Genomic DNA, 22,343 nt, shown 5'->3' with positions numbered 1-22,343 from the left:
TAATAATGAAAGCGAAAAAACTTTTTAGAACAATCGAAACCCACACCTTAGGACAACCTACCCGAAATGTCGTCAGCGGATTTCGTAAAATTCCTGGAAATACCATGCAGGAAAAATTTGAATATATGAGAGATAAAGAAGACTGGTTCCGCAAGGTTTTGATGTTCGAGCCAAGAGGCAGCGAAATCATGTCCGGCACTCTGATTACAGAGCCCTGTACGCCCGGCACCGATGTAGGTGTGCTTTACTTTGAAGCCAGCTGCTGGCTGCCAATGTGCGGTCACGACACCATGGGCGTCACAGTCGCCCTTATCGAAGCAGGTCTTGTTGATGTGCAGGAACCGGTTACTACCATCAAATTGGATACTCCTGCCGGTGTCATCACTGTAAACGCAAAGATAAACGACGGCATCGTAGAAGAGGTTTCATTCCTTAATGCGCCGGCGCTGGTTCTAAAGCAAGATGTAACCGTGCAGACCGAAGCCTTCGGCCCATTGACCTTGGATATTTCCTGGGGCGGCAATGTGTACGCAATTCTGCCTGCTGAAAAGGTTGGTCTTGACATCAATCCGTCAAATTGTGGCAAATTCATCGAAATTGCCCAGTCGCTGGCAGCAGACATCAACGAACAGGTGGAGATTCATCACCCAACCCTGCCGTTTGTAGACAGAGTTACCCATGTTGAATTTGCAGGTCCTGCAAAGAGCGAAGACGCAGATATTCAGAACATCGTTGTAGCTCTGCCTAAGGTTATAGACCGTTCCCCTTGCGGTACAGGTACTTCCGCAAAAGCTGCTCTACTTTACGCTGAGGGCAAGCTGAAAGCCGGCGAAAGTTTCGTTCATGAAAGCGTAATCGGCTCTAAATTCAAATGCGAAGTCGTAGAAGAAACTACCGTAGAAGGCATTCCTGCCATTATTCCAAGAATCACCGGAAATGCATGCATCACCGGTTTTGCAACCTGGATTCTTGATCCAAAGGACCCGTTCCAGGAAGGATTTTTGCTGGATGTATAAGAATAAACGACTGCTTAATCTAAGGTATAAAGGTCTCCATGCTTTTTACTGGATGCTCTACTGCTTGTCTACTGCTTTTATTACAGTGTTTCTGCTGGCGCAAGGGCTTTCTGCTGCAAGTATCGGCGTCATCGTGGCGCTAAGCAATATTCTTGCAGCGGCAGGTCAGCTGGTGGTAGGCAATGTAACAGACAAATACAAAAAAGTCACTTGGCGAAATGCCATTTTAGGAATCGGTGTGCTGCAGCTTGCTTGCCTCTTTCTGCTGATTATTTGCAGCGGCAGCTTTTTGATAAACGTGGGAGTTTACCTACTGTTTACCATTTTGGTATATTTTCAGATGCCCCTTGTCAATTCCGCCGCCTTTGCCTATGAGGCAAGCGGAATCTCTGTAGATTTTGGCAGCGCCAGAGGCATGGGCTCTGTGGCATATGCGCTGATTTCCTATATTGCCGGGCAAATGATTTCTGCAACTAGTGAGCAAGCTATCATTTATTTGAGCATGGCAGTTCTCATCGGTCTTCTTCTGGTGACAGGCTCCATGCCCAGCGGCAATCATACCGCTTCAGAATGTACTGCAGACGCAACAGCGCACCAGGACCACAAAAGCGGCATGGTGCAGTTTGCCCGAAAATATCCGACCTTCATGGTAACGCTCTTTGGCATCGTTTTATTGATGTCATTTCATAACATCGTACATACTTATATGATACAGATGATAGAGCCTCTCGGCGGAGACAGCGCGGCTATGGGTACCGCCTTTTCCATCGAAGCCTTGATGGAGCTTCCAGTTATGTTCGGATTTTACAAGCTAATTCAACGGTTTTCCCCAAGCGCACTGATTGCCTTTGCAGGCGCAGCCTTTATTCTGAAAGCGCTGGCCTATATCATCGCTGGCAGCGTCACCGGTATCTATCTGGCGCAATCCCTGCAAATGCTTAGCTATGCGATTTTTATCTCTGCCTCGGTGTACTACGCCAACGAAAAAATGGAAACAAGCGACCAGGTGACCGGTCAAAGCTATATGACCGCATCTATCTCTATCGGCGCCGTAGTCGGCAACTTAACCGGCGGAATTGTGCTCAGCACTGCCGGCGTCGACGCTCTGCTTTACTTCGCCTTAGGACTGAGCGTTGCTGGTGCAGCCATTACCGGACTTGGCGTTCGGAAGAAGTAAATAAGAAAGTCGGCTACGCCGATTCTACGCAAAGGTAGACTTTCTTGATATTCCGGAAATATCGAAAATCGATATTTCCTACATAATAAAAAAACAACCACGCGTCCAACGCGTGGTTTTCATTTATACAATGAGACAGCATAATTTTCACGATGCTGTCTCCGTTTATAAAACTTCTATTATTCGTTTCACATAAAGTGACTCCGCAAAGCAAAAATATGTTTTGCAGAAAAACGCATAAATATCTTTAAAAAATGTAAAAGAAACACTTCAATAGAAGTCTCATACCAACATTTCTCATTTTCAAACAAAATTCTAACGTAAACCAAGTGTTATCCAACGAATATTCTTCAATTTCAGGTTGAATTACACCTATCCACAGTCAAGTTCTATGTCGGTTACTATAAATTTTCCTTTTTTTGTGTCCACAAAGGGTAAAGTTCTGCAAAAGAAAAATCAGGTTCAAAAACCTCACTTCCGATTCACAACCACAATCCCTGCGCTGACAAGAAGCAGCGCCAGTGCAGTAGCAGGCGTCATCACTTTCTCACCGAGGAAAATTGCCGACAGCATAACGCCAAACACCGGAATGGTGAAGCCATAAATAGTAATTTTACTTACCGGGTTATATTTCAGCAGATTCGCCCAAATGCAAAAGGTCACCATGGAAGTAACCGACAGATAGAGCAGCAGCAGCGCCGATACCAAGGTAAACCCGCTCACCCTGCCGCCCATGCAAAGACCCATTGCAATCAGAAGAATGCTTCCAAAGAGAAGCTGATAAGCCGTAATTGCGCCGGGGCTTTCTCTGTGCGAAATCATCTTCAAAGTCACCGAGCTGACTCCGTAAGCCGCTGAGCAGAGCAGCACCATGCCCTCTCCCATAAGGGTAACGCCGCCTCCAAAGCCATCGCCACCCAGATTTACGATGACAATTCCCGCAAAACCAACCACACAACCCAAGGCTTTTCGCCGGTTCATTTTCTCATCTCTTGTCATAAAATGCGCTGCGATAATACTGAAAAATCCGTTTGCTCCGTTAATCACAGAACCCTTTGTTCCGGTCGTATTAGAAAGTCCTATGTAAAAGCAGATGTACTGCACCGTCGTTTGCAAGAACCCCTGCACCATAATATAGGGAATGGAACTCTTCTGAATGGACAAAAGCCTTCGCTCTTTAACACTGAAAAAAGCAAACGTCAGCACGCCTGCCGCAAAAAAGCGATATCCCGCAAAGAGAATTTTGCTGCCAGAATCTTCAATTGCAAGCAATGCAAATCCCTCTTTAATGGCAGGAAAAGCACTGCCCCACAGAGCACAAGTCAGCAAAGCCAGCAGCACGATTGCCGCTGGCTTTGTGAAGATGTTTGTTGAGGTACTTTTATCTTTCATCTTCTATGCGCCTTTCTTACTGAAACGACGCGATGGTTTCTACAATAGTATCAAGGTTGTTATCTGCATTAACACCCATAGCTGTTAGTTTGTCAGTCACATCAATCGGAACATCACTTCCATCCATGGCTTCGTTGAGTCGTCCACCCATGAGCACGTGGGTATCTTCCATGCCTGTACGCTTCAGCTCTTCCATTAAGTCCTTCGCAAAGCTGTATGCCATACCGTTATAGGTACTCATGCAAAGAACCTTACTGCCGGTTTCAACCAGGGTATCTGCAATTTCTCCGATGGAAACGGATACACCCAGGTCGAAGACCTTTGCCCCCGCTTTGCGAAGATAATTTCTGATGACTTCTTTTCCGAACTCGTGCACGTCGGTGGAGCCTACGACAACAGCAACACCAGATAGAGGTCCGTCGCCCTCAAAGTTCTGTTTAGCCAGAGCCTCGTCCTGAATTTTATTGATTGTCTGCACAATGCTGGTTGGCATAACCGGAACTCTTGTGCGCATTGCCTCTTCATCTTTCCTTCCTGCACCGAAAGCGATTTCAAGCTGCTCCGGTCCGATGGCTTTCAGCACCGATACAATTTCTCCGCCGTGGTTAATATCAACGCCCAGATCATCCAGTGCATTCATAACCCGTTCAAAGAACTGATTTGCACCAACGACCAGCTTTTCTGCATCAGCATTGACCTTTTCCCAGTTGATGTAACGTGCATAGTACGGTGCTTTTTCGATGACCATATCCATGGTCAGCTGGGCTTCGATAATTTCCTTCGGCTCCGGAATTCTGATTGCCTCTGTGAAAGGCACCGGCGCAACCGCATAGCCGGACGGATACATCAGCTGGCAAGCCACATCAGGCAGCGCATAAGCGCAAAGAGCCGCATAATTCCTCGGCAGGCAGAATCCGTAGTCGATGGTATTTCCGTTTACAAAAGTGCCCGGCGTGCCATACTTGTTAATCATGCTCAGCGCTCTGTTGAATACGATACGAAGGAATGAGTCACTGAACAGATTTCCGTAGCAGTGAGCCAGTCTGCCGCCCATCAAATCCTCTGCCACGTAGCGTTCCAGCTTTGCCCAGCCTAAAAGATTTGCTACATCGTGGAACTGTGCGCCATAGCCGTCGTCCAGATTACAGTGCATGCAAACACCCTGGTCTTTAAACTCGCCCATAATCGCCATGGCTTTGATATAATCTTCGGTACGGTAATCTTCCATTTCAAGACCCGGATATTCGTAAGTAAAATACTGGGCAAGGTTGCCGATGGAAGTTACACCCGCATTTAAGGCATTGGTTACATTTTCAACACCGTTTAAGGAGCCGATCATGTGGTCGCCAAGATGAGGATGCACAGGTACTACCTGTCCCAAACGGCTCCATTCCTCCGGCGTATTTAAAATCAAGCTGCCGCTTGCCTGAAATCTGTCGCGATACTGCTCGGGCACTCCCATAATCCAGTCGCAGCAAATGCCTAAACGGTCGATACCTGAGCCAGCTTCTTTCAGTCCGTTATATACTGCGCGAATACCGTCTTCCGTCACGTCCCATGAATTCCAGCCGATGACGGAGTGCTTCATGATTTTGCCGGCTTCCATCATTTTCTGCTTATATTCCACTTCCGATTTTACACCGTACTCCTTCATAAACAGGGTTTCCCCTATGGTAATTTTCGACGCAATTTTCTTCGCATCGGAACGAATTGTCTTCATATCCGGCAATTCTTTTTCGTTATATCTTCTCTTGATTTCAATGTCCATTCAGCTTCTCCTCTCACTTTCTGCCGATGCTTTCTTTCATAATCGCAAGGGCCGTATCCTCATCGTATGCTCGCAAAAGTCCCGCCGCAAAGAAAATGTAATCCTCATCAACCAGCGTTTCAAGACGCTCCGGCAGCAGAACTGTATTTTTTTCCTTCTCGCAAATCTCCGCGTTTTTCAAAATCTTCTCGGCTGCTGCTTTCCCATTATTGACGAGAATGCCTCCAGTTCCAATAATCTTTCGGATTTCCGACAGATTCTTTCCCCGCTGCACCAGATTGCAGCCGCCGTAAAACTCTTTCGTGCAGGTGCCGGCGTGACGTCTTGCAGAAATGCCTACGGCATTTGCTGCGATTTCAAGATCAATTTTTCTTTCCGCCTCCGAATCCGCTACGTATTCCCGAACTTTGGTTCTTTTCTCTATGGCCTCTTCCACTTCTAAAACAGACATTCCGCATTTTCTCGCAAAAGTCTCTGCCCCCACTTCCTGTAAAAGACACGAAGAAGACTCTCTCATGCCCATGTCGCCCTCCACCGTTCTCTTGGCAAAAGGCTCCGGCGCGCCGACCTTCTTTGCGCCCGAGTAGCTTTCGTTTTCTGCAAAAGAATAAATATCAGTGGTTGCACCGCCAATATCAGCCAGCATGTAAGGACCGATTCCCTCTTCTCGTTCTGTGCCTCTACAAAGAAGTTCCCCTGCCGCCAGCACCGCCGCTGGCGTCGGCACGATAGGTCCGTCAACGACTTTCTTCACCACGCCGACACCCTTCATATTGGTAATTCTGCTCATAAACAAATCTCGTATAATGGAAACCGCAGAGTCAATGTTCAACTTACCAATATCAGGTATCATATTCTCCGCAAGGAAACACTCCTTACCATGGCCTTGAAACATTTGCCGCACAGTCTTTGCCGCCTCGGAATTGCCCGCATAAATGACAGGAATGTGCAGCATGCTTTCCCTAATCAGCTTTGCATTTTCCAGCACCAAGGCACTGTTGCCGCCTTCGTAGCCGCCGCACAAAAGCAGAATTTCTGCATCCGCCGCAAGGACCGCAGCAAGGTCAGATTCCGTAAGTCTTCCGGTGCACGTCTGTACCACCTTGCCGCCTGCTCCAAAGCTGGCGTTTCTGCCGGCTTTCATACTGAGAGATTCCGTCAGACCGCAGACTGCAATCCGAAGACCTCCTGCCGCACTGCTTGTAGAAAGCTTCAGCGCATCTTTCAGGTTCTCCTTTCCCAGCACAGACTCCGCCGCACTAAGGCATTGATTCAGTGCAATCCCTGCGTCCTCATGAACCGTAGACGGGTATTTGTCCGATAAAACCACCCGCCTTGCATTAAGATCCACACAGACTACCTTTGTATATGTGCTTCCAAAATCTAACAAAACTGCAAAGTTCAAGTTTCTCTCCTTTAGTTATCATCCATAGATTTTTCGTCATTATGGCATATAAAGCAATTAAAGCAATGTTCATGCCAATTTCTGATACCGGCTTAAAATCCCCATTTTCAGCCATTCTTTCTGATTTCAACTGCATTCTATATCAAACATTCTACCATGTTTGTGTTCTTTTTGATACACCCTGCCACTACGACAATTTTTCGTACCAAACGTGACACACTTTCCTGTCTATTTTGCCGCTCCTTCTTTTGACACTGTGCAATTTATGTTACAATAAGGCTATATTGCAGGTGTATTCACAGAAAAGGAGTTCCTATGGCTGATTCAATCCATACCATTCAGGTCATTGAAAACTTGGTATCCAAACAAAAACCCCAGAAAATCCTCGGCAAGCATGCCTATGTACAGCAGCTGTTTCAAACCCTGCATGAGCAGATTCAGCTGCCCTGCAGCTTTGCTCTTTTTTGCACTGCGGACGGTCTGATTCTAAACGTCCTACAGGAAAATTCGGCTGATTCGCAGAATTCGGGCATTCATCCGGGACTCAGGCTGCCTCTGGATTTCCTGCCTGCTGCATGTCCTGATACGATTTACTACGACACAGTTTCAGGTTACGTTCTCATCACCTTAACCGCACCAGAGGAAGAGACAGGGGTTAAAGCTTTCCTTTCAAAGATTTGCACCTATATGCAAATCTTTGATGACTATGTAAAGGAAAATCGCCAGCTTTGGGACAGCCTGGACGCTGTGAAAAAATCAATTTCCATTTACGATAAAGACGCTACCCTGCTCTACGCCAATCAGTATTTTTGCAATTATCTTCACATCGCCAATAGAGAACAGGTCATCGGACGCTCCATCGAGGATGTTATCAAAAGCGCTGGCACCAAGGTTCATTCCATCGATACCAACACCAACAGGTTAAAAATGCACGACGTTTTACGCAAGGGCGAGGAGGTCATCGACTGGGAGGTTCGCATCTTATCGTCAAAAGGCGATACACAAATCGCAGGCAACGACATGTACCCGGTTCTCGATGAAAACGGAACTGTTACGGGTATGGTGGAAATCACCCATTCCAGACAGCAGTCCCTCGACAGCGCAAAAAAACTGGTAGGTCTTTCCGCCGAATACACCTTTGAAAATATCATCGGAACAAGCACCCCCATGCGTGAAAGCATTCGCACCGCAAAGGACTACGCCAACAGTCCTCTTAGCCTTTTGATTACCGGCGAAAGCGGCGTCGGCAAGGAGCTCTTTGCCCAAGCTGTTCATAATTACAGTGACCGTAGAAAAGGACCATTTGTTGCCCTAAACTGCGCCAGCTTTCCGGAAAACCTCATCGAGAGCGAACTCTTCGGCTATGTAGGCGGCGCATTTACCGGCGCTTCTAAAAACGGACAAATCGGTAAATTTGAGTTAGCAGACGGCGGCACGCTGTTTTTAGATGAAGTCGGCGAACTTCCTTTTCACTTCCAGTCTAAGCTGCTTCGCGTGCTGGAAACATGGACCATTACCAGAATCGGCAGCACAAAACCATTTCCTGTAAATGTGCGCCTTATCGCAGCTACCAACCGCAATCTGGAAAAAATGGTCGAGGAAGGACTTTTCCGTCAGGATTTGTACTATCGACTGCAGATTCTCAACATCATCATTCCTCCCCTCCGCAATCGAAGAGAGGATATTCTGCAGATTTCCGAGGAGCTTCTTCGCCAGGGAAGAGCCCCAGGCAGCTTGCAGGAAAAAACCTTGACCGAAGACGCAAAACAGATTCTGCTGAGTTATGACTGGCCCGGCAATGTGCGCGAACTTAGAAATGTGCTTTCGCGTGCAGCCCTTCTTTCCAAATCCAGCTTCATCACCAGAGACGTACTGACTGCCTCCATCTTTGCAAGCGGCTCAGATGCACGGCTTTCCTACGAGCAAAGCCTTCCGGACAGCACTCTGTCCGCCGAAGCAAGACTGGCGCAAAGGCAGCAGGAGGTCGAAGCTGCAGGCGCAAATCTTCTAAAGGAAGCCATCAGCATAGCGGGAGGAAACAAGTCCAAGGCTGCAGCCCTTTTAGATATGTCCCGCAATACTTTTTACCGTATGTTAAAAAAATACAATCTTGAATAGCACGCAAAAGGGAGATGCTTCAAAACAGAATGAAGCATCTCCCTTTTTATCTGTTGTAATATAATTTACATGACCCGAATCAACACCATATAGCAAATCGTACCTGCCAGAATCGACAGAATGGTACTGTGTTTCCATTTATGCAGGATGGCTACTAGCGCCACAGAAATCACCTCTGGGATTCCGTGGGTGCCGTCAAGAAAATCTATTCCCTTTAGACAGTAGACCACCAACATTCCCATGACTGCATAAGGCAGCACGTCTCCCAAATAGAGAATTATTTTCGGCGTTCCTTTTGAAAACAGCACAAAAGGCAGAAAGCGAAGGAGCATGGTGCCAAGGGTCATCACTGCAATAAGCCCCAGGGCATGAGATGTACTAATCATGCTGCGCCCTCCTCTCCAGTGGCTTCTTTGCAAGAAGAAGCGCTGTCGTAATCAAAATCATGGCAGGAATGAGGAAGTAATCCGCTCCAAACACAAGAAGACACACGACGGAAATTCCAAGACCCGATAGAGCCGGAATGTGTTCTCGCTTTCCCTCCCACTGTTCTACAAAGATGACCACAAACAGCGCCGTCATGGAAAAATCAATTCCCGTGCTGTCAAAAGACAAGGCATTTCCAAGAAAAGCACCCAAAAAACTGCCAAATACCCAGTAGCTTTGGTTCATCATGGAGACCAGGAAATAGTACCATTTTTCGTCAACATGCTCCGGCACCTTGGTGCTGCACACCAGCGAATAAGTCTCGTCTGTCAGCGCAAAAATCGCATATAGCTTCTTGATTCCTCCCAGCTTTTCATAGCGTTTCAGCATGGATACCCCATAAAAGAGATGTCTGGCATTTACCATCAAAGTCATCAGCCCTGCTGAGATCAGTGACGCACCGCCGCTAAGAAGCCCCACGCCCACATACTGCAAGGAGCCTGCATAAATGAGGACGCTCATCAAAATTGCCCACAACGAGCTGTATCCCTTGTCCGCAAGAAGCACCCCAAAGCCGATTCCAAGAACGATATATCCCGCCATGACCGGCAGCGACGAAATAAAGCTATATTTTACCGTCTCCCGATTCAAAGTCTGTTTCCTCCAATTTCCTGCAATTACTCAAATCCCGGCGCCCGCACTTGCCGCCTGCAAAGCACGGGTAAATGCGCCGGATAGCTTTTTACATTTTATCACATTCTTTGATTTTTGCATAGCGGGCAGGCGGAATTGTCAAGTGGACAAGGTGTCGCAAGCTAATGCCATGCACGGTTCACTTAAGCACAAGAGAAAAACTGCAGTGCCTAAACGAAACATTTTCTTGCTTTGCAGATTTTTTCAATATATCCTTTAAAAAAAGGAAAACGCCCACTGCATATGATGAACTCTTGAAAAAGTCCGTTGAAAAGAAGGATTTTATTGGCTCTATTCCCAATAAAATCCTTCTTTATATTCCAAAAATCTAGTGTAATACCTCGCTAAAAGCTTTTTCACTTCGCAGACAGTTTATTTTTTCCTTTTTTTGATGCAACAAAGGGTATAGTTCTGCAAAGACAATTATTGTTTCGGAAAGCTCTCCCTCCTCCAGCAAAATTCGACAGAAAAAGGTTAAAATACACCATTTCTAAAAAAGCTACAAAGTGTATACTAAAAGGTAACGAAAGGAGCAAATTTATGAAAAATCAAACCTTAGAGATTATCTTTAACCGATCATCCTGCCGGAATTTTTCAGAAAGAAAAGTCAGTCAAAATGATTTGGACGAAATGATCGCCGCAGGACTCAGCGCCCCCTCCTCCGGAAATTTCCAGGCATATTCTATCATTCATGTGACAGATGCCGAAAAAAAAGCCAGGCTGGCACAGCTTTCCTATAATCAAAAATTTATTGAAAAAGCGCCTGTTGTTCTTCTTTTCTGCATTGATTTTCGCCGAATGAAACAGCTGGCAAGCAAGTACCCTTTTCCCCTTCGCAATGCAGACTCCTTTACCGAATTATGGTTCATTCTTATGGAAATCGGCATGGTTATGCAGAATATGTGTATTGCAGCGGAATCAAAAGGAATGAAATCAATCTGCGTAGGAAATCCTATCAGTTACATGGAAGAATTATCAAAACTTTGCCAGCTGCCTTCCTATGTATGCCCTGCACTAATTTTATGTATAGGCTACCCTGCTCAAGAAAAGAAACCTATGAATAAGTATGCCGGAAGTTTGCTGGTTCATGAGAATGTATATCGTGACGTTTTGAATCAAGACCTGGAAGCTTCTTTTCAGGAACATTTCAAAAACTGGAAAAAACCATTGAGCGAAGAAAGTCTGCAGGCATTTTCTGAAAGCTGCAAAGCCTGGAGTGGAGAATCCTTTGAAAACTATGCTGTGAATCAGATTCGAAAACAAGGATATTTCAACTACTACCAATATTTTATCAGCATTTTCTACAGAGAAACTCCTGATATGATGACAAATACAGATTATCACAAATATTTTAAAAATCAGGGCTTCAACTGGCTGGAAACAGATTCCCCAAACCGCAAAATCTGACATATACACATTAAAAAGTTGCATTGTGCTAAATTTTCAGATATTTATAATGGGATTAGGAGGTGACAATTATGAATTATGATTTACGAATCAAAAATGGACAAGTTATTACAGAAGATGGTCTGCAGCGAGTAGACTTATCTATCAAAGACGGAAAAATCGCGCAGATTGGCAAAACACTCAAATCTGATACCGCTTCCCGCGAAATTGACGCGCAGGGGCAGTACGTGCTGCCGGGATTTGTCGATCCCCATGTACATCTCAACGATCCCGGTCTGACCAACAGCGAAGATTTCTATACGGGAACCTGCGCTGCTGCGGCAGGAGGAATCACCACAGTTTTAGAGCATCCCCTGACCTTTCCTCTTCCGGATAACTTGAAAGCTTTTGAAGAAAAAAAAGAAATCGGAAAGCAAAAAGCAATTGTAAATTTTGGACTCTTTGGAGCCTGCTCTGCCAGCAACGAGGACGAAATGGAAAAAATGCTTGAAAGCGGTGCTGTTGCTTTTAAAACGTTCCTGACCTATTCCCCGGAAATCCCAAAGCTAGACGACGGACAGCTCTTAGAACGCATGAAATTTCTGGCAGACTACCCTACCATCCTTGCAATCCACTGCGAAAACAACGATATTGTAGAATACTGTACCGCACGGCTTCAGGCAGAAGGAAAAACAAAGCCGGAAGACTATCCAGACGGCAGACCGGAAATTGCTGAGCTTGAAGCAGTTTCCAGAATGTGCCTGCTGGCAAAGGCGACCGGCTGCAGCGTCAATATCGCTCACTGTACCTTAAAAGAGGCCGTAGACATCGTTTGCCAAACGAAAAAACAAGGCGCTGACCTGTCAGTAGAAACCTGTCCGCACTATTTGGTACTGAACCGTTCCATGCTTCCTGCGCTCGGTGTATTTGGTATCTGCAATCCGCCTCTTCGCCAAGAAGAGCGGGTTGAAGAGCTTTGGAATTGTATCTTTGACGACAAAATTGACTGGATTTGCAGCGACCATGCCACCTACACCATCGAAGAAAAGATGGCAGGTAAAGAGAACGCCTTTCTTGCGCCTGCCGGTGTCACAAGTCTGGAACTGTGCTATCAGCTTTTTTTCAGCGAAGGCGTTATCAAAAGAGGGCTATCTCTGGAAAAATTTGTCGCGCTAACCAGTACTAATGCCGCGAAGCGTTATCATCTATATCCGCGCAAAGGTCGAATCGCCGTAGGCGCAGATGCGGATCTTGCGATTTTGAATCCAAATCTGATGTGGACGGTCAACGATGAAAATTTGAAACAGATGATAAAGTGGAGTCCTTATCACGGTATGCAGGTGAATGGGAAAATTACCCATACTATTGTTGCCGGCACAGAGGTGTATAACGGGACTGACATTCTCGCAGAAAAAGGCAGCGGAACCTTTATCGCGCCAGAGGGAAAGGTGGACTAAATGAGGATTTTACTGGTAAACCCCAATTCTTCTGCTATCGTAACGGAAACCTTAAGAGCTGCCATAACTCCTTTGCAGACGGAAAAACTGCAAATTGATGTTGTTCACTGCTCTAATGTGCCAAAGGCGATTGTAACTTCTCACGATGAGATGAAAGCAGGTCTGTCTGTAACAGATCTGCTCATCAGGGAAGAACCCAACTTCGACGCTGCTATCATCGGCTGTTTTGCCGATCCAGGACTTCGCGCTGCCAGAGAGCTTATTAGAAAGCCTGTAGTCGGTCTTTACGAAAGCAGCGCCATTTTCGCCAGGTTATCTGGCCGCAGATATTCCATTATTGCCTCCGGCAATGAGTCAGATATTTCCCCCTGGATTGGCAGCGTACGGGATTTAGGCGATACAGAAAATCTGGCTTCCATCCGTTATATCAATTCCACAGTGGAAGATTCCGTAACTGCATCCGATGAGCGAATCTATCAGATCATTGACCAATGCCGAAAGCAAGATGGTGCCGACGCTGTAATTCTAGGCTGTGCCGCTTTTGCAGGAAAAGGAAAACGATTATCGGAAGCTGCAGGAATTCCCGTCATCGACGGCATCTGCGAATCAGTTCAAATGGCAGAAATGATGGTATCTTACAGGAGGAAACAGCAATGAATGAAGAGTTAAAATGGATTGAAAATGCTATAAAAAGTCTTGCGAAGACCGCTGTAAAAGATGGATTTTACTGGAGAGCCTCTTATACCCCTGAGGACCAGTGTGGCGCAGCTCTTTTACAGAAGTGGATGGAGGACGCAGGCTTTCAGACCCGCTTTGACCAGGTCGGTAATCTATACGGCCGAATACAAGGAAAATCCGATACCGTCTTTCTGGCAGGTTCCCACCGAGATACGGTGGCTAACGGCGGTCACTATGATGGGGCTCTGGGTATCATCACTGCTATCGCCGCTGGCGGCGCACTATACCGCGCCTACGGAACACCGGAAATGACACTTGAGGTTGTTGCACTCTGTGAAGAAGAAGGCAGCAGATTTTTAAGCGGCTACGTAGGAAGCCGGGCAATTTCAGGTATGCTAAGTGACTCAGATTTGCAGGAGCAGGACGCCGATGGTATTTCCCTGCGCGATGCGCTGAGCGCTTGCGGTTATTACAACGGCGAACTCCCAATGCCCCGCAAAGATGTAAGCCAGTTTCTGGAACTGCATATTGAACAGGGCGGCATCTTAGAAAAAACGAAGCAGCAAATCGGCATCGTAACAACAATCGTCGGACTTTTAGTAGGAGATATTATATTTCATGGGTTGCAAAATCACGCGGGTACCACACCAATGAGTCTGCGCTGCGACCCAGTTCCTGCTGCCGCCTCATTCATCGAGATTTTGAACCATTGGGCTCTTTCCAAGGGCAGCGATTTGGTCTGCACCATTGGAAATATCACTGTCGAACCAGGAAAAAGCAATGTAATCGCGGGCAAGGTAACCTTAACCTTTGATATTCGTTCAGGCGATCAGCTTTTGCTGGATGAAGCAAAGGAAATGCTGCAATCGCTCTTAGAAAAGTTTCCTGCGTATAAGCCGGAGCTTGTCTACGCTTGCCAGGAACCACCTGCCCCGATGGATACAGAAGGAATTGACACTCTGGCAACACTCGCCGAAAAACAGAATGCTGCCTGGACGAAAATTGCCAGCGGTGCGGGACATGATTCACAGATTATCGCACCGAAGATAAAAACCAATATGATTTTTGTACCCAGCAAAGACGGAATCAGCCATTCGCCCGATGAATTTACATCCCTTAAGGATATCGCGCCGGGCTATGAACTGATGAAAGCCTATATGAAAGAGGTCGTTTGGCAGAGAAAGGAAAAATAAGATGAAGGCACAAAATAAATATGATATACTGGAAATAAAGGATATCGAGCAGAAAAGCAGCGTATTGACCGGAAAAGATATCCTTCCATGTCCTTATGATAAGAGAACCGTTACACCAAATAAGCTGATTGCGATTTGGTTCGCCATGGCAATCGAAGTAACCATTTTTATGTCAGCGGCACAGCTATACCAAATGATTCCTGCCTGGGAGGTTCTGCTTGCCTGTCTTGTAGGCCATTTACTGCTATTCATTATTTTATTCTTTACGCAGGATATCGGCATAAAATACGGGATTCCATTTGCTGTTTCGTTAAGACCGTCCTTTGGATATGCTGGCGCCATTATCATTCCTTATTTCAGAGCTGTTCCCGCCATGTTCTGGTTCGGTTTTCAGACATGGGTAGCCGCGTCTGCCATGAACGAAATCATTCATGTAGGATTCGGATATGATAACCTGACCCTGTGGATTATCATCGTAGGTCTAATACAGATTCTGCATACAACATTAGGCATCAAAGCAGTAACCAGATTGAGTCAAGTGGCCGTTCCAATGCTGATTGCCGTAGGCATTTACATTGCCTATGTCGCGTTTACCGATTTTGGTCTTTCTTTTGCAAAGATCTGGACCATGTCCGGTTCGACCGAAAAAGAATGCTCTTTCATGTTTGCGGCGCTGAGCTTTACAGGCGGCTGGACAACCATGAGTATTTCGATTATGGATATTACCCGTGACTGCACCATTTCGCCAGAGGAAGTATCTACACTCGGAAAAGTCACGCGAAAGTATCTGCCGTCACAGTTAATCGGCATCATTCCAGCAGTATTATTCTACACCTTCATTGGGATTGTCGGTGTTGTCACAACAGGCTACAGCGATCCGGCTAAAATCCTAGTGGCAATCAACGCTGGAAGAAGTGATCTGGCGCTGATCATCTGTCTGCTATTTATCCTTGTCTCGACTTGGTGTACCAATGATACTGCCAATCTGTTTCCAGCGGCGTACACCATTACCAACACCGCTCCCAAAAAGATTTCTTTCGCAATGGGTGTAGTGATTGCAGGTCTCATCGGTCTAGCAATGCGTCCGTGGTCTGCTGCGGAATCTATGACCAACGTTCTGGTCATCATAGGAAACCTTCTCGCGCCTGTTGCAGGCATCATGATCAGCGACTATTATTTTCTCAGAAAGAGAAAAATCAACGTGGAAGATTTATATGACTTGAACGGTCAATACAAATATTTCAAAAATATAAATCCGGCGGCAATCATCTCGCTTGTTGCAACAACAGTCATCTGTTGGAATTTGGGTGACGCGCAATTCTTTGCCAATCTGTTTCTCTCAGGAATTTTATATATTATTCTGATGAAGACATGGATTATCAAAAAATATCCACAAGCAGAAATAAACTAGAATCTTATGTGCAAAAACACGCTGCTGCAGTGCAATTAGGGAAATTAACAAGGAGGATTCATATGTTAAACTATCCAGGCATATGCAAACTGGGAATCGCCTCCATCAGTCAGATTCCTTTTCATATCTGTAAAAAACTGACCTTAATCTATATTGTGTCAGGGCGATTACAATTTTCAACTGTAGCAGGCAAGCAGACCTTGTATGAAGGACAGCTTGAAATTCTCAACGTGAAAGAACCTGTTATGATGGAGGCAGAAAACGATTCCTGCAGAGTTCTATATTTTTGCTTTGATGATAAGCTTCTGCAGTGCACCAATATGAATTTTGAATGGGTTACCTACAACTGCAACATCTGCAATTTCTTTGGCGCTGCCGCGAGAAAAGAGCATATAGACTCACTCGCCGCACTGCTGCTATATTTTGCCTTGGATGCGCACAAAGGTATTTCATCTGCTGATGCCCATGAAAAAGCGTTGAATCTGCTGCATTATATTATGGAGCATTTCGACGATGTAGGACATATCTTTTCTGAAAACCAGCAGGAAAATATCAGCAAAGAACGATTTCAGCGCATCAGCTCCTATATGATTGCCAACGTAACAAACAAAATTTCACTTAAAGATATCGCGCAAAGCGAATATCTGAGTATCCCTTATTTGTCCAGGGAGTTTACCGCAAAGCTGGAGAAAAACTTTCACACAATCGTTAACTATTACAGAACGATTAATGCTGTCATTCAGCTTCTAGATACAGATTATACGCTGACCTATATCGCCGAAACCAGTGGTTTTTCCTCTATAAGATACTATAATCAGGTATTTTCCAGTTTTCTCGGCTGTCCGCCATCAAAGTTTCGATCGGTGTATAAAGGCAAACCACAGGAGGTAACGGAGGAAAATTGGGATATCGAAGAGCTGCAGAAAATTGTATCTTCTCTTGGAAAACAGACTGGACAAACGAATATTAAAATCTCGCTTGCCCAGGATGGACAGCAAATCAAACGATTTACGTATCACGGCTACCACGAAGATGCCAAAACCTATACCTTCACCCTCGAAGGTGCATCTGGTTTGGAAAAAGGTGTCATTTTATACATTGATGACAGTCTGAACCAACATGTAGAAAGTATGGCTGCGGCAGCGCTTTTAAAACAGTCCCCTTATCTGCAGAAGCTGATTGGCACCAGACGCGAAGTTTGGCACCTAACCGCCGCAGAATCAGAAGTAAAAGCCGTTGTCTGCGGAAAATGGACCATCGAGCTGTATGTTATCCTGTAAAAACATCAACAAACCATCCCCGTGTGAAACACGGGGTTTTCGCTTATACAAAAAAGGGGCAGTCCATTGCAGACTGCCCTTTCTTAGTAACTATGTTTCGATTATTTTTCAACAATAACAGTAGTTCCCATACCGCCGCCGATACACAGAGTAGCAAGACCATATTTAGCGTCTTCTCTCTTCTGCATTTCGTAAATCAGGGAAATCAGGATTCTAGCGCCGGAAGCTCCGATTGGGTGACCTAAAGCGATTGCGCCGCCGTTTACGTTGGTCTTTTCAGGATCTAATCCTAAATCTTTTCTAACTGCTAAGGACTGAGTAGCAAAAGCTTCATTTGCTTCTACCAGGTCGATATCTTCAATCTTCAGACCAGCCTTTTCCAGAGCTTTCTTGGACGCAGGAACAGGACCAACACCCATGATAGATGGATCTACACCGCCGGAAGCATAGGATTTGATTGTGCACAGAGGCTTAATTCCTAATTCGTCAGCTTTTTCCTTGGACATAACAACAAGAGCAGCACCAGCATCGTTGATACCAGAAGCGTTAGCAGCAGTTACGATACCGTCCTTCTTGAAAGCCGGTTTCAGCTTTGCCATCTTTTCGATGGAAGCGCCGAACTTAGGATATTCGTCAGTATCGAATACGATTGGATCGCCTTTTCTCTGCGGAATTTCAACAGGAACGATTTCGTCCTTGAATTTGCCTTCTTTGATAGCAGCCTCTGCTCTCTGCTGAGAAATCACAGCAAACTCATCCAGTTCTTCTCTGGTGATGCCCCACTGCTCTGCAACGTTTTCAGCAGTGATACCCATGTGATATCCGTTGAAAGCATCCCACAGACCATCGTTAACCATCATGTCAACCATCTGTGTATTGTTCATTCTTGCGCCCCATCTAGCAGCCGGCATAGCATAAGCTGTAGCAGACATATTTTCTGCACCACCAGCAATTACGATATCAGCATCGCCTGCTTTGATAATCTGAGCAGCAAGTTCTACTGCACGCAGACCGGAACCGCAAACTTTATTGATTGTCATTGTAGGAACTTCATTAGGAAGACCTGCATCTAAAGCCATCTGACGGGACACGTTCTGACCTAAGCCGCCCTGTAATACACAGCCCATAATTACTTCATCAACCTGTTCAGGTTTGATTCCAGCTCTTTCTACTGCAGCTTTGATTGCGATTGCACCCAGCTGTCTGGTAGGAACGCCTTTCAGACTGCCGCCAAAACTTCCGATTGGAGTTCTAGCTGCACTAGCAATTACTACTTCTCTCATTGATATGTACCTCCTTAAAATAAACGCCATCTCTGGCTATCGTTAACATTTTAACGTTTGAACGTTAATGTTTTAACATTTGTTAAATTATTCACATTCTAATAGTACCATATCCGCCTACAAAAAGCAAGCTGTATATTTCTCTTCCATGTGGTCAGGCTTAAGCGCTTCCTTGGCATGGCGGAGGTTTTCAAGACCCATATCTTCCTCTCGATTCACATACACGACTTCCTCCGGCAGACTTTTACAAAATTCACTGCAGACAAGTTGATAGAGCCCTCGAAATTTGTCGTTTGCCTTTTCAAAATGTTCTACAGCGGTATTTTGAGAAAGCCTCTCTCCTATCGCGAATGCTTCTATTTTTCCATCGATGAAAACCGCAGTTCCATAAACGCTTTCATCTTCAGCAAACTTCAGCACCTCGCCGATTGCTTCTTCCTCCATATGAAGGCTCTCAAGCTCGTCTGCATCATAATCCCTGCCCGCTTTCACGCTGCGAACCAGTTCCATAATCTCGGCGGTCATAGTGCGGTCAATAGGCTTTGCCTCGTAGCTGTAGGTTTTCAAAAAATAATTGAGATGGTTCTTTTTCTTGTGCAGCGCCCGTCCACTGAGAGAAATCAGCTTGTCCTTCAAATAGACATATTCATCGGAATCTCTATCGTGTTCGAAGGATAATTCCTCCGGAAACGCCTCTTCCAGATACTGCCGCATATGCACAGGTACCAGCACAATCGAGAAAGGAATTTTTCGCTTCTCAAAACGGCTGCGTGCCTCCAGTACAGCCTCACGCAGCTTTTGGGGTTCATACACCCCGTTCTTTGTCATAGGCATGGAAATCACCGCACTAGGCTCTCCAATCATGCAGTCTGCGCCAGCCAGAAACAGGTAGTCTCCGATGACCTCCCAGCAAAGGCAGTGGGTATTTCTCCAAATGTAGTTAGCTAGGAAGGTATACCCTGCTCCACGATAGTCAAATCCATGAAAATACTCTTTTAAAATACGTATATCTTCTCCTGTCATATCTTCAAAACAATGTTTGAAAATGTTCATAAACTAAGGCTCCATTTCTTTATTTGCTCTAAACTCTCGTAGTCTGTAAAGTCCATCTGCAGCGGCGTGATAACCGCATAGTTTTCAGCCACGGCGGAAAGGTCGTTCTCCTCACCCGGCTTTACATAGTCACCCGGCTGTCCTGACAAGGTATATCTGCTGCCCTCCACCAGATGAAATTTATCGTCATAATATCTTGTGTTTCCAAGAGGAACGTATTTTATTCCCCGAATCTGTCCTTTCGGTAAATTTGGCACATTGATGCTCAGTACCACCGACTTATCCAGTTTGCCGTATACCAGGTCGATTGCCTCTTTCGCCAGGCAACAAGCTACATCAAAGTAAACCGCGTCATGGTCGTCTACCGAAACAGCCACCGCATGAACACCGCTGAGCGCCGCTTCTGCCGCCGCGCCAATAGTTCCCGAATACAGGGTGTCTCTGCCAAGATTGCTTCCCATGTTGATGCCGGAATAAACCATATCAATTGGTGCTCCCGCCTCTGCAAAAAACTGCAGCCCGATTTTGGTGCAGTCCGCCGGCGTTCCGCTGATCTTATAAGCAGCCTTTGCTCCAGGAAACTCCGTTTTTTCGATGATTACATCCTGCCCTAGGGTGATAGAGTGGCTCCTTGCACTGCGCTGACTTTCCGGTGCGCACACGTACACATCCGCTACTTCAGACAGCGCCTTCACCAGTGCCGCAAAACCTGCAGCCTCAATCCCGTCATCATTTACTACTAAAATATTCATGCCCAATCCATTACCTTTCCAATCGAATCGTAAATCACCAGATTTGCTCTCCCATCATAAGGAGTTTCTGATTTGTTAATCAACACCAAGTTCTTTCCCCGGAAATAGTTGATCAGTCCCGCCGCCGGATATACCACCAGAGACGTACCTCCGATAATCAGGGTATCCGCTTCGGAAATCGCCGCAACTGCACCGTTGATGCAGTCATCATCCAGCATTTCCTCGTAAAGGACGACGTCCGGTTTCATGATACCACCGCAGCTGCACCTGGGAATACCATCCTCACAGTTAACATCGTCCAGCATATAGTCCATATCGTGGAAAGCGCCGCACTTTTCGCAGTAGTTGCGAAGAACGCTGCCGTGAAGTTCGTAAACCTTCTTGCTGCCCGCTTTCTGGTGAAGCCCGTCGATGTTCTGAGTCACCACAGCCTTCAGCTTACCCATCTCCTCCAGCTTCGCCAAAGTCAGATGCGCCTGATTTGGCTGCGCCTTTGGATAAAGAAGATTTTCCCTATAATATGCAAAAAACTCCTTTGTATGATTTCTATAAAATGAATGCGACAGCATCGTTTCCGGAGAATACCCGTATTTCTGCTGCGCATGATAAAGCCCACTTTCGGAGCGAAAATCCGGAATATTACTTTCTGTGGACACCCCTGCTCCTCCAAAAAATACGATGTTCTCACTTTCGTCAATAACTTTCTTTAATCTTTCATCCATTATGGTTACCTCCAAAGCTTTCAAAGGCGAAATGCAGTCAGGTTTCAGCTGTGCTTAAACCACACTATTAAAAACGTGCTGGCATTACCTTAACTATATAATTATACCACAAACCCCACAGAAAAAACAGGTTAGATTCTGTACTATTTCTCGTATCCCGCTTCGATTTCCTTTACTCTTTGGTATACCATTTCCGTAGTCGGAACCGCAATGCCGTGCTTTCTCGCCTTTGCAATAAGCGCACCGTTAAAAAGTTCTACCTCAGAGTAACGCTTTGCCAGCCCGTCCTGCCGCATAGACGGCATGCCCTGCGGATTAAGTGAATCCAGCAGATTAATATATTCCTGTAAATCTGTCTCATTCAAATCCACGCCTTCTGCATTGGCAACAGGAATTACCTCGCTCATAGCTTCTACCGCCAGCTGATGACCACTGCCGCCGGTCTGCAGCGTGCCAAAAGTGCCTTCCAGAATCATCGCTGTCGGATTGCAGCCTATATTGAGCATCCACTTGCTCCAAATCCTGCGCAAAATATCATCTTCCTTCGTATAAGGAAACTGCACCCCGTCAAACAGCTGACAAATCCGCTGCAAGTGCTGCCGCTGCTTTTGACATGCAGCGCCTTCCCCTTTCGGTACACCAATCCTAAGCTCACCCATGTGACTGTAAATCAGATGGTTGCCTTCCCTGGTTGCGTCCATACCCTGTGCCACCGTGTACACGATGTGTTCCTCGCCAAAAGCTTCGCTCAATACCTCTTCACTGGAAATACCATTGAGAAGAGAAATAATCGTTGTATCCTCACCAACAGAGTCCTTTGCAAGTTCTACCGCCTCAGAAAGCGCTGTACCCTTTACCGCAAAAACCAGCAGATCCGCCACCTCCTGTTTTCCAGCCTCTATCATAGAAAAACTGCAGGGCTTTTCGTTGCAGTACGCACCCTCTTTTTCAAAGCGCTCCGTACGCCTTTTATCTCCCACAAAGGCCACCGCCCCTGCGCCCATCTTCCCTGCCAGAAAATCACCAAACATAATGCCCAGCGCTCCCATGCCGATAAACTGTATCTTTTCAATCCGTTTCATGCTGTCTCGTCCTTTCGAGTTTCTTTTCCATCATATACTATATCGTTTTTT

The 22,343-nt window shown here is 45.9% G+C and carries 19 protein-coding genes; 9 read left to right on the top strand and 10 right to left on the bottom strand.

Going from position 1 to position 22,343, the window contains the following annotated elements:
* Positions 1 to 5: 5 nt before the first annotated feature.
* Together NFR88_RS02210 and NFR88_RS02205 are read left to right on the top strand one after the other, a co-directional pair.
* Positions 6 to 1,016, top strand: a complete 1,011-nt coding sequence (locus NFR88_RS02210; RefSeq protein ID WP_251613235.1) for a proline racemase family protein — start codon at positions 6 to 8, stop codon at positions 1,014 to 1,016.
* Positions 1,009 to 2,193: an MFS transporter gene (locus NFR88_RS02205; protein ID WP_161908349.1), complete on the top strand. Its 1,185-nt coding sequence runs from the start codon at positions 1,009 to 1,011 to the stop codon at positions 2,191 to 2,193. The genes NFR88_RS02210 and NFR88_RS02205 overlap by 8 nt, the downstream gene beginning before the upstream one ends.
* A gap of 471 nt (positions 2,194 to 2,664) precedes the next feature.
* Here the strand turns inward: NFR88_RS02205 and NFR88_RS02200 are convergent, their stop codons facing one another.
* From NFR88_RS02200 to NFR88_RS02190, 3 genes are read right to left on the bottom strand one after another with little or no spacing between them, the layout of a single operon-like run.
* Positions 2,665 to 3,585 (bottom strand): DMT family transporter, encoded by a 921-nt coding sequence (locus NFR88_RS02200; protein WP_251613233.1) that lies wholly within the window; start codon positions 3,583 to 3,585, stop codon positions 2,665 to 2,667.
* A gap of 16 nt (positions 3,586 to 3,601) precedes the next feature.
* Complete coding sequence (locus tag NFR88_RS02195) at positions 3,602 to 5,353, bottom strand: cobalamin B12-binding domain-containing protein (protein WP_251613230.1); 1,752 nt, start codon at positions 5,351 to 5,353, stop codon at positions 3,602 to 3,604.
* Positions 5,354 to 5,366: 13 nt separating this feature from the next.
* A complete protein-coding gene (locus tag NFR88_RS02190) occupies positions 5,367 to 6,758 on the bottom strand; it encodes a glutamate mutase L (RefSeq protein WP_251613227.1) in 1,392 nt (463 codons plus the stop codon).
* 315 nt (positions 6,759 to 7,073) lie between these two features.
* Here NFR88_RS02190 and NFR88_RS02185 point away from each other — a divergent pair, with 315 nt between their 5' ends.
* Entirely contained in the window at positions 7,074 to 8,876 is a 1,803-nt protein-coding gene (locus NFR88_RS02185) for a sigma-54 interaction domain-containing protein (RefSeq protein ID WP_251613224.1), read from the top strand.
* A gap of 65 nt (positions 8,877 to 8,941) precedes the next feature.
* On the opposite strand, the gene NFR88_RS02180 is transcribed toward NFR88_RS02185, so the two are convergent.
* Entirely contained in the window at positions 8,942 to 9,262 is a 321-nt protein-coding gene (locus NFR88_RS02180; RefSeq protein ID WP_251613221.1) for a branched-chain amino acid transporter permease, read from the bottom strand.
* Positions 9,255 to 9,953: an AzlC family ABC transporter permease gene (locus tag NFR88_RS02175; RefSeq protein ID WP_251613218.1), complete on the bottom strand. Its 699-nt coding sequence runs from the start codon at positions 9,951 to 9,953 to the stop codon at positions 9,255 to 9,257. Before NFR88_RS02175 ends, NFR88_RS02180 begins: the two co-directional genes overlap by 8 nt.
* A 582-nt stretch (positions 9,954 to 10,535) precedes the next feature.
* Between NFR88_RS02175 and NFR88_RS02170 the strand changes: the two genes are divergently transcribed.
* The 6 genes from NFR88_RS02170 (at position 10,536) to NFR88_RS02145 (ending at position 17,400) form a co-directional block, all read left to right on the top strand.
* Entirely contained in the window at positions 10,536 to 11,402 is an 867-nt protein-coding gene (locus NFR88_RS02170) for a nitroreductase family protein (protein ID WP_251613215.1), read from the top strand.
* Between the two features lie 71 nt (positions 11,403 to 11,473).
* Positions 11,474 to 12,838 carry an allantoinase AllB gene (allB, locus tag NFR88_RS02165; RefSeq protein ID WP_251613212.1) on the top strand — a complete coding sequence of 455 codons (1,365 nt, stop codon included), beginning with the start codon at positions 11,474 to 11,476 and terminating at the stop codon, positions 12,836 to 12,838.
* Positions 12,839 to 13,495, top strand: a complete 657-nt coding sequence (locus NFR88_RS02160) for an aspartate/glutamate racemase family protein (protein ID WP_251613211.1) — start codon at positions 12,839 to 12,841, stop codon at positions 13,493 to 13,495. It begins immediately after the preceding gene.
* Entirely contained in the window at positions 13,492 to 14,709 is a 1,218-nt protein-coding gene (locus tag NFR88_RS02155) for a M20 family metallo-hydrolase (protein ID WP_251613209.1), read from the top strand. Before NFR88_RS02160 ends, NFR88_RS02155 begins: the two co-directional genes overlap by 4 nt.
* Before the next feature lies 1 nt (position 14,710).
* Complete coding sequence (locus NFR88_RS02150; RefSeq protein ID WP_251613207.1) at positions 14,711 to 16,120, top strand: cytosine permease; 1,410 nt, start codon at positions 14,711 to 14,713, stop codon at positions 16,118 to 16,120.
* A 62-nt stretch (positions 16,121 to 16,182) separates the two neighbouring features.
* Positions 16,183 to 17,400, top strand: coding sequence for a helix-turn-helix transcriptional regulator (locus tag NFR88_RS02145; RefSeq protein WP_160202012.1), 1,218 nt, complete (start codon positions 16,183 to 16,185; stop codon positions 17,398 to 17,400).
* Between the two features lie 101 nt (positions 17,401 to 17,501).
* On the opposite strand, the gene NFR88_RS02140 is transcribed toward NFR88_RS02145, so the two are convergent.
* From NFR88_RS02140 to NFR88_RS02120, 5 genes are all read right to left on the bottom strand, one after another.
* Positions 17,502 to 18,683, bottom strand: a complete 1,182-nt coding sequence (locus NFR88_RS02140; protein WP_160202013.1) for an acetyl-CoA C-acetyltransferase — start codon at positions 18,681 to 18,683, stop codon at positions 17,502 to 17,504.
* 117 nt (positions 18,684 to 18,800) lie between these two features.
* On the bottom strand, positions 18,801 to 19,736 hold the full coding sequence (locus tag NFR88_RS02135; protein WP_251613205.1) for a DUF2156 domain-containing protein: 936 nt from the start codon (positions 19,734 to 19,736) through the stop codon (positions 18,801 to 18,803).
* Positions 19,733 to 20,488, bottom strand: coding sequence for a 5'/3'-nucleotidase SurE (surE, locus tag NFR88_RS02130; RefSeq protein ID WP_251613203.1), 756 nt, complete (start codon positions 20,486 to 20,488; stop codon positions 19,733 to 19,735). Before surE ends, NFR88_RS02135 begins: the two co-directional genes overlap by 4 nt.
* Complete coding sequence (locus NFR88_RS02125) at positions 20,485 to 21,210, bottom strand: NAD-dependent protein deacylase (RefSeq protein ID WP_160202016.1); 726 nt, start codon at positions 21,208 to 21,210, stop codon at positions 20,485 to 20,487. Before NFR88_RS02125 ends, surE begins: the two co-directional genes overlap by 4 nt.
* A 143-nt stretch (positions 21,211 to 21,353) precedes the next feature.
* Positions 21,354 to 22,292: a ketopantoate reductase family protein gene (locus NFR88_RS02120; protein WP_160202017.1), complete on the bottom strand. Its 939-nt coding sequence runs from the start codon at positions 22,290 to 22,292 to the stop codon at positions 21,354 to 21,356.
* Between the last annotated feature and the right edge of the window lie 51 nt (positions 22,293 to 22,343).

The sequence above is a fragment of the Senimuribacter intestinalis genome (assembly GCF_943192965.1).
GTDB classification, from domain to species: Bacteria; Bacillota; Clostridia; order Peptostreptococcales; family Anaerovoracaceae; genus Senimuribacter; species Senimuribacter intestinalis.
The sequence above is the reverse complement of the archived record's forward strand: the minus strand, read 5'-3'. Positions and strand labels throughout refer to the sequence as shown.